Annotated in this window: 8 protein-coding genes; 7 read left to right on the top strand and 1 reads right to left on the bottom strand. The window is 46.8% G+C overall.

All coding sequences use genetic code 11. From position 1 onward, the window contains the following. Positions 1–22 precede the first annotated feature (22 nt). The 7 genes from ABQ275_RS20375 (at position 23) to ABQ275_RS20345 (ending at position 10912) form a co-directional block, all read left to right on the top strand. The gene (locus ABQ275_RS20375; RefSeq protein WP_349314994.1) at positions 23–2185 is read left to right on the top strand and encodes an alpha-galactosidase; all 2163 of its coding nucleotides are present in this window, start codon (positions 23–25) and stop codon (positions 2183–2185) included. Between the two features lie 24 nt (positions 2186–2209). Then, positions 2210–3553, top strand: a complete 1344-nt coding sequence (locus tag ABQ275_RS20370) for an alpha-L-fucosidase (RefSeq protein ID WP_349314993.1) — start codon at positions 2210–2212, stop codon at positions 3551–3553. 653 nt (positions 3554–4206) lie between these two features. Beyond that, complete coding sequence (locus tag ABQ275_RS20365) at positions 4207–4809, top strand: response regulator transcription factor (protein WP_349314992.1); 603 nt, start codon at positions 4207–4209, stop codon at positions 4807–4809. A gap of 279 nt (positions 4810–5088) precedes the next feature. Then, complete coding sequence (locus ABQ275_RS20360) at positions 5089–7632, top strand: glycoside hydrolase family 95 protein (protein WP_349314991.1); 2544 nt, start codon at positions 5089–5091, stop codon at positions 7630–7632. Positions 7633–7637: 5 nt separating this feature from the next. Beyond that, on the top strand, positions 7638–9428 hold the full coding sequence (locus ABQ275_RS20355; protein WP_349314990.1) for a glycoside hydrolase family 36 protein: 1791 nt from the start codon (positions 7638–7640) through the stop codon (positions 9426–9428). A 37-nt stretch (positions 9429–9465) separates the two neighbouring features. Continuing rightward, positions 9466–10623 (top strand): alginate lyase family protein, encoded by a 1158-nt coding sequence (locus tag ABQ275_RS20350; RefSeq protein ID WP_349314989.1) that lies wholly within the window; start codon positions 9466–9468, stop codon positions 10621–10623. A 52-nt stretch (positions 10624–10675) separates the two neighbouring features. Next, a complete protein-coding gene (locus ABQ275_RS20345) occupies positions 10676–10912 on the top strand; it encodes a hypothetical protein (protein ID WP_349314988.1) in 237 nt (78 codons plus the stop codon). Here the strand turns inward: ABQ275_RS20345 and ABQ275_RS20340 are convergent, their stop codons facing one another. Beyond that, on the bottom strand, positions 10913–12208 hold the full coding sequence (locus ABQ275_RS20340; protein ID WP_349314987.1) for a hypothetical protein: 1296 nt from the start codon (positions 12206–12208) through the stop codon (positions 10913–10915). It abuts the gene before it with no gap. Positions 12209–12247: the final 39 nt, after the last annotated feature.

Below are 12247 nucleotides of genomic sequence, written 5' to 3'. Positions count from 1 at the left end.
ATTAAATAAGTATCGTGACCAAATGAAAATGATCCGTAAAATTACACTCGTAGCATGTAGCCTGTACGCCACTGTGGCGGCGGCACAAACAAAGGCTCCTCCCGCAAAGGACTGGCTGATAGATCATAGCGGCTATCGTGCCGTTATTGCGGAAAAGGGAAATGAAATTGTACTCAGTAATGGTTTACTGAGCCGCAGTTTTCGTATATCCCCCAACGTAATATGCGCAGATTACCGTAACCTGGTAAGTGGTGAACAACTGCTGCGGGCTGTTAAACCGGAAGCCCGGCTGGTTATTAACGGTCACGACTATATGATTGGTGGCGCTTACGGTCAGCCTCAAAATGCTTACCTGTTGCCCGTATGGCTGGATAAGCTCACCGCTGGCAAGTCGGATTTTATGTACACCAGCCACCAGGTTACTACTATTCAACCTTATTTAAAATGGCAGCCACACGGCTGGTGCGCCAATCCAAATCAGCCCACAGGAAAGGCTATCATCTTTACCTACAAAGCACAGGCGCCGGAACTGCAAGGCATTGCTGTAAAGGTGCATTACGAGCTATTTGATGGCATTCCGCTGCTGGCGAAATGGCTGGAAGTTATTAACCATAGCGGACAAAGCATAAAACTCAACCAGGTGGTAAACGAAATACTCGCCACCCCTGAAGAAGAATCTGCCGTGGTAGGGAGTGTGAAACATATGGCCACTCCACACGGTATTTATATTGAAAGTAACTACGCTTTCAATAATGCGATGAAGGCTAACCTGAGCGATCAGACAACACATTGGAAAGCCGATAGCACCTATACTTCACAGGTAAATTATGACCTGCAAACGCCTTGCCTGCTGGAAGTACATCCTATAGTACCTGTAGGTATCAGCATGGCTGCCGGTGAACAATACGAATCTATCCGCACCTATGAACTGTTGTTCGATGGCTATGATCGTGAACGTAATGGTCTGGCGCAACGTCGCATGTACCGCACCCTTGCCCCCTGGACAACAGAAAACCCCATCTTCATGCACCTGGTGAGCACAGACCCGGTGAAGGTGAAAAACATCATTGATCAATGCGCCGCTACCGGCTATGAAGGCGTTATCCTGAGCTTTGGCAGCGGATTGAATATGGAAGATACCAGCGCGGCCAATATCGGCAAATACAAGGCCCTGGCAGATTATGCGCATAGTAAAAATATTTTGCTGGGAGGCTACTCCCTGTTTTCGAGCAGGCGTATCAGTGATGAAGATGATGTGATCAACCCCGCTACCGGCAAGCCCGGCGGTGCTTTCTTTGGCAATGCTCCCTGCCTGGGTAGCAAATGGGGACTCGGTTACCTGGAAAAGATCAGGCACTTTATTACCACCACCGGCTTCGATATTTTTGAAAATGATGGACCCTATCCGGGAGATGTATGCGCATCCGTAACGCATCCGGGACATACCGGTCTTGACGACTCCCAATGGAAACAGATGGAATTGCAGAAAGGATTATACCACTTCCTGAATGAAAAGGGTGTGTATATTAATGCACCCGATTGGTACTTTATGGATGGTACCAACAAAATAGCACTGGGCTACCGTGAAGTAAATTTCTCCCTTCCCAGGGCTGAACAGCTGATCCTCAACAGGCAGAATATTTTTGATGGCACCTGGGAAAAAACACCCGCCATGAGCTGGGGATTTGTACCGCTGAGTGAATACCAGGGCGGCGGCGCCGCTGCCACGCTGGAGCCGCTCAAAGATCACCTGGATACTTATGAACAGCTGATGATGCAATATTACGGCGCCGGGGTACAGGCCTGTTACCGTGGTCCCCGTTTATACGATGCCGTTAGTACCCAACAATTGGTACAGCGCGTAGTTAGCTGGTACAAAAAATACCGGGATATCCTCAATACGGATATTATCCACCTGCGCCGTCCTGATGGCCGCGACTGGGATGGGATCATGCATGTAAGTGCGCAGTTGCCGCAAAAGGCAATGGTGATGCTGTATAATCCAACGCAGCAGCCGGTTACCCGCGAAGTTGCGCTGCCACTGTATTACAGCGGCCTTACAAGAACGGTACGTATCCGGGAAAAGGAAGGCGCTGCTAAAACGTATACCCTTGACCGTGCCTATACGGCACATGTAACTATAACTATACCAGCTGCAGGTTATACCTGGCTTGTAGCAGAATAATCAAATCTTTAAATTTTGGATGTTATGAAAAAAATGACACTCTGTGCGATCACTTTTTTACTGTTCCTGTTGCAGGTACAGGCACAGCATAAAAAGATCTTTAATGAAACCGACCAACAGAAAGAGCAACGGCTCGGCTGGTGGTTAAATGACCGCTTTGGTATGTTCATTCACTGGGGATTATACTCCATGCCTGCCCGTCACGAATGGGTGAAGAACTATGAACGCATGACCGACAGTGCCTATCAGAAATATTTCGAGCTGTTCAACCCGGACCTGTACAATCCCAAGGAATGGGCCCGCATGGCTAAGAACGCCGGTATGAAATATGCCGTGATCACCACCAAACACCATGAAGGTTTCTGCCTGTTTGATTCAAAATTCACAGATTACAAGGCCACTAACACCCCCATAAAAAAAGACCTTATAAAGGAATGGGTGGATGCTTTCCGCGCCGAAGGGCTGAAGGTGGGCTTCTACTATTCACTGATCGACTGGCATCATCCTGATTACACCATTGACCGCGTACATCCGCAGCGCCCCAAAGATCCAAAAGAATATGACGAGCTGAATAAAGGCCGTGATATGGCGAAGTACCGTACTTATCTTCAAAATCAGCTGAAAGAACTGATGACAAATTATGGTAAGATAGATATCCTGTGGACAGATTTCTCTTTCCCCGGCGAACATGGTAAAGATCATAACGACTGGAACTCACTGGAGCTGATCAAAATGGTGCGCAAGCTGCAACCGGGCATTATTATCAACGACCGCATGGATCTGAATGAATACGATGATGGCGGCGACTTTGTAACACCGGAACAGGTCAAAGTATCAGAATGGCCTACGCGTAATGGCAAGCGTATTCATTGGGAAACCTGTCAGACCTTTTCCGGTTCATGGGGTTACTTCCGCGATGAAACTTCCTGGAAAGATAACAAGCAATTACTGGTGCTGCTGATAGAATCAGTAAGCAAAGGCGGTAACCTGTTGCTGAACGTAGGACCTACCTCCCGCGGGCTTATTGATGCGCGGGCACAAAGCAGGTTGCAGGGAATGGGTGACTGGATGAAGGTAAATAGCCGTTCTATTTACGGTTGTACAGAAGCGCCGGCAGACATCAAACGCCCTGATAATACCTTGCTGACTTACAACCCTACTACAAAACGTTTGTATGTACACTTGCTGGATTATCCGTTGCAGCGTTTCGATCTGCCAGGTTTGAAAGGCAAAGTAAAATATGCACAGTTCCTGCATGATGGTTCTGAAATCAAGATGCGTACCACCGACAAAGGCGACATAACACTGAACCTGCCGGTACTCAAGCCGGATGTGGAAATACCGGTAATTGAGCTGGTGATGGAATAAATGATTGTACGCAAGCCGTATAGCTGGCAAAGAGGCCGGATTTTATTAAATTATTTTAATAAAATCCGGCTTCTTTGCTTTCTTTTTGTCCGTATAGGAACGATCTGTAAAGTTTTAATGTATTTCTTCAATAAATGTATATTTTTATAGTCACCATTATCTTTTTTGTTAAACATTCCTGATGAAACATCCAGTTCAGTTTATTGCAGCAATATTTCTATTGGCGGGCATTTCACTTAGTTTCTATGTTGCCGGTAACACCGGCTAAGCAACCAAATTGTGGTCGTCATATTGCCGGAAAGGTGCAATTATGATATATGTAGTTAAATATAATTTGTGATAAATGAAAGAAGTGTCAACTTTCAACTGGTTGATAGCTAGTTGATTGCAAGTCTGTTAATCCATTATTATATATGAATCACCACGTTATAATTTAGTTATTATCATAATATAAAACAAATTGTATATTAATATTTATTGAAAAACCATATACGTATCCGATTGACTGCTGCTTGTAATTGTTTCAAATTTGTTTGGGTATGGGAGTCGTGTGAACTTTCCATTATACAATTAATTAGCCATACCAGCTTCCGGATTTGTCATTTCAAAAGGGAGATTTTCATACGAAATATACATAACCCAAAAGGAATAATATGAAAAAAGTGCGGGCTATAAGTGCTGGTCATTTGGGAGAAGGGAGTGTTTATGAGGTTGCAGGATTGCACAGCGGATCAACCAAAGAGTTACAACAAATAGCGAAAGATATCTGTAACCTGGTTCTTATGGATATAGAGATACCTGGATTGACTGCGATTGAGGCTGCCAGTATAGTCAAAGCTGCATACCCGGATATAAATGTGATTTTGCTTACTTTGAACGAGAAAGGAGAGTCCCTGACGCAGGTGCCAATTTTAGAAGATGGTTTTGAGGTGGAGCATATTCCACCGGTTTCCCTGTCGGAATTTATTACGCAGGTGTATGAAACTGCGCTGCAATCAAACTTGATAGCAGTAAACAAAGTATTGGCTTTTTTCCGGAAAGAGCATATAAATTATCATGATCCCTATGGGCTGTCGCCGCGTGAAAAAGAAGTGCTGCGTTGCCTGGTAAATGGAAATACCTACAAACAGATAGCCACAGGTTGTCATATCAGTGTAGGTACTGTCCGTTCACACATCATGAATATTTATCGTAAGCTGGAAGTAAATTCCCGGTCAAATGCCATTGTAAAGGCTATGAAGGAACACCTGGTTTAATCCCAAAACCCCTGTCCCCCTTTACTTGTCTACCTGTTGCCGTATTATTTTATGGATGAACACAACCCGTTAGTAGTTACCTGCTTCCTGGCAGGTGATGTCCTGTGGGGTAACATGAAACAAAAAAATACCGGTAAAAGGTAAAATAATGGATAATAAATGCAAACGATTGCATAATTTCAACATGGTGATAATTTATGGGATTACCGCCACAGTGAAAGGAATGAAAAACGGCTTCTGCGCTGTTATTAATCGTTAGAACAGCAACAATTTATACGGATGATAAAATATTTCTTAGGATTCGGATGTTTGCTTCTCTCCTGGAATGCTTACGCAGCACAGCCGGCAGACTCCCTGTTGAAATTATGGTATAAACAACCGGCCACGCAATGGGTAGAAGCCCTACCCGTAGGTAACGGACGGATTGGCGCCATGGTTTTTGGCGGTGTACAACGGGAAGAACTGCAATTAAATGAAGGCTATCTGTGGTCTGGTGTGCCACGTGAGGGCGATAATCCGCTGGCAAAAGAAACACTTCCGCAAATGCGGAAACTGCTGTTTGAGGAGAAATATATGGAAGCCGACAAGCTGGCCAAAAAGATGATGGGCACCTACAGTGCCAGGTATCTGACGCTGGGCAGTATGTTTATCGATAGCGACATCCCCCGGGACGCTGTTAATTACAGGCGGGAGCTGAACCTGAACACCGGTATCAGTAAGGTGACCTATACTGCTAACGGTGTAGACTATACGAGAGAAGTTTTTTCCAGTTACCCCGCTCAGTTGCTGGTAGTACGTTATACAACCAGTAAGCCGGGCGCACTACGTTTTCATACATCGTTTGCTAACCCCATGCCGCATGTAAATCATGTAGTGAATAACCACTACCTGGTGATGAAGGGCCGATGCCCGGAATACGTTGCCAGCCGCGCTTATGAGCCTAAACAAATTGTTTATGGCGACAAAGGCATCAACTATGAAGTACATGTTGAAGCACGGGCTACCGGCGGGAAAGTAAGTACCGACACTGCGGGCATCACCGTGTCCGGCGCTTCTGCTGCGGTATTGCTGGTATCCGTAGGCACTGGTTACAAAAGCCCGGATGATTGGGTCGGTGACCCGAATGCTGCTGCTGTGGCCCCGTTGAAACGTGCACAGTCAGTTAGTTACGCGGCGCTGTTGCAGGCGCACCTGGCCGATTACCAACGGTTGTTTAGTAAAGTATCACTAAACCTGGGCGTGGACAATTCCGAAAAACTGCCTACCGATGAACGGTTAAAGTTATACACCGCGAATGGTGGTCACCGCGACCCACAACTGACCACTTTATTGTATCAGTATGGCCGTTACCTGATGATAGCCGGCTCCCGGAAAGGTGGTCCTGCCATGACTTTACAAGGGTTGTGGAATAAAGAGATGCAGCCACCGTGGGGTTCTAATTATACCATCAATATCAACACGGAAATGAATTACTGGCCTTCCGAAACGGCCAATCTGTCGGAGTGTGGAGCACCCCTGTTTGATTTTATTGGTAAGATGGCTAAAAGAGGACGTATAACCGCTGCCGTTAACTACGGCGCAAAAGGTTGGACCGCACACCACAATACAGACATATGGGCCATGACAAACCCCGCAGGTGGTTTTGATTTTGGAGATCCCAGCGGCAATCCCAAATGGGCTATCTGGCCTATGGGTGGCGCCTGGCTGAGTCGTCACCTGTGGGAACATTACCTGTTTACCGGCGATAAAAAGATGCTGGCTCAGGTATATCCTGACCTGAAAGGCGCCGCGGAATTTATGCTGGACTGGCTGATTAAAAACAAAGAAGGACAGTGGGTAACCAATCCATCCACTACGCCGGAAAATAATTTCTTAATCAATGGCAAACGGGAAGGCTCTGTAAGCATTGCCAGCACAATGGATTTGTCTATCATCCACGACCTGTTTACCAATACGATCCGCGCTGCGGAAGTGTTGCAGCTGGATACAGACCTCGTAGTACGTATGAAAAATAAGATGAAAGATATCTATCCTTTTCACGTAGGACAATATGGACAGTTGCAGGAATGGTATAAGGACTGGGATGATCCGGAAGATTCGCATCGCCATGTATCGCATGTGTATGGCTTGTTTCCCGGCAACTTCATTAATCCGCGCCGGGATGGGGTACTAGCGGCAGCGGCTAAACGTAGTTTGCTGTTGCGCGGCGATGGCGGTACCGGTTGGTCCAAATCCTGGAAAATCAATTGGTGGGCGCGCCTGGAAGATGGCAACCACGCCTATACTATGCTGAACAAACAGCTTTTTCTGGCCGGTGGGCAGGAAATGAGTGTAGCAGATAACAGCGGCGGTTCTTACCCCAACCTGTTTGATGCACATCCCCCTTTCCAGATCGATGGTAATTTTGGCGTAACTTCCGGTATCACCGAGATGCTGTTGCAGAGCCATGACGGTGTGTTACATCTGCTACCCGCGCTGCCGGATGCATGGCCTTCCGGCTCGGTAAAAGGGCTGAAAGCAAGAGGTGGTTTTGAAGTAGATATGACCTGGAAAGATGGTAAGTTGACGCATGCCGTAATCAGGTCAGCACTGGGTGGTAACTGTCGTATTCGTACGGCCGGTACCGTTAAGGTGAACGGCATTGCAGCTACGGTAGCTACCGGCGCGAATACCAACGCCTTTTATCCGCTACCCATTCCTGTTAAAACAATTGTGAAAGATCCGGGCAAACTACCTGCCCTGTCATTAAAAAAAGTACATGAATATGATGTACCTACCATGGCAGGTAAATTATATGAGATAATCATGCAACCAAATATCTGACCACGATGAAAAAAAATTGTTTCCTGTTATCGGTTGGTTTGCTGCTGTGTAGCCTACAAACATATGCGGGCGAAACAGACCGCTTTATCCGTTCGTTGAAAGGCAGTGCTGCCACTGCTTATCAGGCAGATGGGGCTGTGGCGCCTGCTTATATTAAAGTGATCCGCAAATGGAACGGTGATGTGTGTGATGTGCGTGTAGTCAACACCGGTAGTGTGCCGGTACGGCTGAAAGAAGTGGTCGTGGGATCGGTAGGTAAAGTATTGCCATCTTCCACACCCTTTTATGCAGAAGGTTTCCAGATGCTGACGCAAACCGCGGGCACACTGGAGAAACCGGTTACCCTTGGCAACTACACGGATGTCGGTCATTATAAAATACCGCAGCCGGCGGGCTACCTCGCCGTATACAACCTGTTACGCCTGTATCCCGCAGGGGATGCGGAGTTGCTGCTGGGCTATACTTCCAGCAATCGTTTCGTTGGCAGGTTTTATTTGTCGGCGGATACTATCAAGGCAGCGATAGACCTGGAGAACCTGGAACTGGCGCCGGGGAAGGAGTTTAAGCTGGAAGAACTAATGTTGCTGAGGGGCAGTAATGGCAACCTTTTACTGGATCGTTTTGCAGACCGTATTCATCATTTTCATCCACGCCTGGAATTTAAACAGCCACCCACCGGCTGGTGTTCCTGGTATTGTTTTGGTCCGAAAGTAACGGCGCAGAACATTTACGACAACCTCGACTATATCAAAAACAATCTTCCGGCCTTAAAATATATTCAGATCGATGATGGCTATCAGCCGCATATGGGCGACTGGCTGGAAGTAGGTAATTCTTTTGGCGGTAATGTACAGCAGGTGCTGCATACTATCCGTGAGAAAGGTTTTGAGCCGGCTATCTGGGTAGCGCCGTTTATCTGTGATAGCAATTCCACTATTTATAAAACGCATAAAGACTGGCTGGTGAAAGATGCAGCAGGCAAGCCTTTGCGAAGCGATGATGTTTCCTTTGGCGGTTGGCGGATGAAGCCCTGGTATGTACTGGATGGTACCAATCCGGCGGTGCAGCAACATTTGGAGAAACTGTTCCGCACCATGCGCAACGATTGGGGCGTTACCTATTTTAAACTGGACGCCAACTTCTGGGGCGCTATTCATGGCGGTTATTTTTATGATAAAAATGCTACGCGCGTAGAAGCCTACCGGCGTGGTATGACGGCTATTCTCAAAGGAAGCAGGGATGCGTTTATCCTCGGTTGCAATCATCCGCTGTGGCCTTCACTGGGGCTGGTGCACGGCTCCCGCAGCAGTATGGATATCAACCGGAGCTGGTCTGTGTTTGAACGTTCGGGCCGCGAAAACCTGTACCGCTCCTGGCAAAACGGCCGTTTGTGGTGGAATGATCCCGATTGCCTCGTACTGACCGGCGATATGCCCGACAACGAATTTAATTTCCATGCAGCACTGATTTATGCTACCGGTGGTATGTTATTGAGTGGGGATGATTTAACAAAAATCTCCCCTGAACGCCTGAATATTTTGCGTAAGGCGGTACCGCCAACAGCCCATGCAGCGGCATTTACCAATACCGGTTTTGAAGTAGGACAGATAAATACAGTAGCAGGTAAACAGGTCGTGTTACTCAACTGGCAATCATCTCCCAAAAAATTAACGGTAAAACTGGATAAACCTTGTGAAGTGCTGGATTACTGGACAGGTAAGAGTTTGGGCAGACATAACGGTAGCTTTACACTGGAACTCGACGGACATGACGGAAAAGTATTGACATTGAAATAGCGATACGCTACGTGAACTAGCTGTTTAAAATATTTTTATGCGCGGTTACTTATTGATCCTGTTACTGGGTGTTGCTGTAGGCATACAGGCGCAGTCGCCTTATGCGAAGCAGCTTATCAAAGACACAAAATCTGCTATCATGGCGCGTGCAGGCTGGGCAATGCAGCAGGTGCCACAAACGATAACTGCGTTTAGCTGTGACCGTAGTGCCGGCGGTAAACATGATTTTTATTCGGAAGGGGACTATTGGTGGCCGGACCCCGCGCATCCGGATGGCCCTTATGTGCAGCGTGACGGGCAAACCAATCCTGATAATTTTGTAGCGCACCGGCAGGTGATGATCCGGTTTAGCCGCGTAATGGGCGCACTGGCGGCGGGATACGTGGCAAGCAAGGATAAAACATATCTGCAACAGGCATTGCTGCATGCCAAAGCATGGTTTACAGACAGCACTACCCGCATGAATCCCAGTCTGTTGTATGCGCAGGCAATTAAAGGTAAAGTTACCGGGCGTGGTATCGGTATCATTGATACCATCCATTTCCTGGAAGTTGTGCAGGCTTTGCGTATCATGGAGAAAGCGGGTGTGATTCCCCCTGCCGACCTGGTTGCCATAAGGGAGTGGTTCACTGCGTATCTGCAGTGGCTTACTACCCATCCTTATGGTAAAGATGAAATGAATGCCGCTAATAATCATGGTACCTGCTGGGTAATGCAGGTGGCGGCATTTGCGCTGTTTGTACACAGCCGGGAGTGGACGGATTTCTGTATTAACCGCTACAAAACAGTGTTGTTACCGGCGCAAATGGCTGATAATGGCAGCTTTCCGCTGGAACTAAAAAGAACTAAACCTTACGGCTACTCGCTGTTTAACCTCGATGCCATGAGTACCATCTGCCAGCTGTTGAGTGATGCAGATCATGACCTGTGGCGCTATACGGCAGATAAAGAAAAGAATATGCGTAAAGGAGCGGCTTTCATGTATCCTTTTGTAAAAGATAAGAATACCTGGCCCTATGCAAAGGATGTGATGTACTGGGATGAATGGCCGGTAGCACAACCCTTCCTGATTTTCAGTGCAGCCGCTTTTAAAAACAATGATTATTACCAACTTTGGTTATCCGGGAACCATGATCCGCAGGTGGAAGAAGTTCTGAGAAATATCCCTGTCAGGAATCCGATAATATTTTTATGAAATAATGAATTTTATTAATATATTTAGGTTCCTATGAAAAAAATGTAGCGATATGAGCTGGATAAACCACTTGTATGTTATTTACCAGAAACTGGATGCTCCCGGTTGCGAAGAGGTAAAACATAACATTCTTAAAGCCCAGATTGATGGCTGTAACAGGGGCGAGATTTATTTCTCTGTATTACAGCAGCTGGTGCACATTAAAGTAGAAAAGGCGCCTGTATACGAACTGATTAAAGGAGAGGTAGAAAATATCATCCAGTACAGCAGGGAACAATACCTGAACTGATCACTTTAGTTCTTCTATCAGTTTCTGTACTTTGAGATAATTAGCAGCGCCCGGAGGAATTTTCATCAACCAGTCCAGGCACTCCTGCTTATGTCCTTCTTTCAGATAGCTTAATGCCATGTAAAACGCGGCTTCATAACGGAGGTCGGTGCTGTTGTTGTAAACAACGGCCAGGTCTGTGCGTGCAGGCTGCTGCTGGTTCAGGTCTATCAGGGCCACGCCGCGGTAATACCGTGCGTAGAGGTTGCCGGGATTTGCCTGGAGGGTTTTGTTGAGTACAACCACTGCATTATCGAAATGTCCGTGATTGAACTGGCTGATGGCTTCATCAGGCACTTGCAGGCTATCGATGTCAGGGATCTGCATTTCTGTGGAGGCAAACTGGCGGTAAATATTTTTCCGCCACGGGCTTACATATAACATGATCGCCAACCCTGCTGCAATGATAGCCGTCAGTATCACGAAATTGCGTATAGGCGTTGGCGTACTTCCTTTCAGGGTATACCAGGCGTTGCGGTGGGAGAACAGTTGTTGCATCAGTTCATCCCGGGCATTGTCGTTGCAGATCTTTTGTGAAAGCAGCTGCCGGAGCAGATCGAAACGTTTCACCTGCTGGTTGAGTGCCGGTTCTGCCTTGATACGTTCACCAAAGGCTTTCTTTTCACTTTCATTCATTTGCCCAGCGAGGAAACAGTCGCTGGTACGCAGATCTTCGGCAGAAAGACTACCTGTCTTGAGTTTCGTATCCAGGTTATTGAACAGGATACTATAGCAATCACATCTTTTAGCGGGTAAATCTTTTACGGGGATCTTTGTTTCTACGGAAATATCTTCCTGTAAACAGTCGGTGAGTGACCAGCGGAGGAGTTCTTTACAGCTATCGCTTAACTGGAGAAAATAGTAATAAACGAGTCTTCTTTTTTCGCCTTCTTTCAGAATATCTTCCACATCTTGGAGGTCTTCGCGGCTAAGGGCGGCATTCTCTTCTGCTTCCATGCCGGCTATACGTTGTCCCCGCCGTTCCAGTTCCCGCTCCCAGATGCGCTTGCACAGCAGTTGCAGAAAGGGTTCAAAAGAGCTTACTTTTAGTGTATGCTGGCGGGCGTAGAAATAGATATCCATCAGCGCCTCTTCAAAAATATGAGCTGCGTCTTTTACAGTACCGCTCTTTTGCAGGATGAAACGTTTTTCCTTGGAGGCAAAACGCTGGTAAATATTTTCAATTACTACCGGTGTATGATGCAGCAATCCCTCAATATATTCCTGGTCATTATTTAGCAAAGTTTCAGGTGACATATTTATCGTTTTTGCCTGTTCCGCTGCATTAAAAATATT

Source organism: Chitinophaga sp. MM2321 (assembly GCF_964033635.1).
GTDB lineage: Bacteria > Bacteroidota > Bacteroidia > Chitinophagales > Chitinophagaceae > Chitinophaga.
This window is presented reverse-complemented; position numbering and strand designations above follow the sequence as displayed.

Bases quoted from the DNA above. Each gene is read 5' to 3' on its own strand.
- ABQ275_RS20375 (WP_349314994.1), top strand. From the start codon at position 23: ATGAAAATGATCCGTAAAATTACACTCGTAGCATGTAGCCTGTACGCC.
- ABQ275_RS20370 (WP_349314993.1), top strand. From the start codon at position 2,210: ATGAAAAAAATGACACTCTGTGCGATCACTTTTTTACTGTTCCTGTTG.
- ABQ275_RS20365 (WP_349314992.1), top strand. From the start codon at position 4,207: ATGAAAAAAGTGCGGGCTATAAGTGCTGGTCATTTGGGAGAAGGGAGT.
- ABQ275_RS20360 (WP_349314991.1), top strand. From the start codon at position 5,089: ATGATAAAATATTTCTTAGGATTCGGATGTTTGCTTCTCTCCTGGAAT.
- ABQ275_RS20355 (WP_349314990.1), top strand. From the start codon at position 7,638: ATGAAAAAAAATTGTTTCCTGTTATCGGTTGGTTTGCTGCTGTGTAGC.
- ABQ275_RS20350 (WP_349314989.1), top strand. From the start codon at position 9,466: ATGCGCGGTTACTTATTGATCCTGTTACTGGGTGTTGCTGTAGGCATA.
- ABQ275_RS20345 (WP_349314988.1), top strand. From the start codon at position 10,676: ATGAGCTGGATAAACCACTTGTATGTTATTTACCAGAAACTGGATGCT.
- ABQ275_RS20340 (WP_349314987.1), bottom strand. From the start codon at position 12,208: ATGTCACCTGAAACTTTGCTAAATAATGACCAGGAATATATTGAGGGA.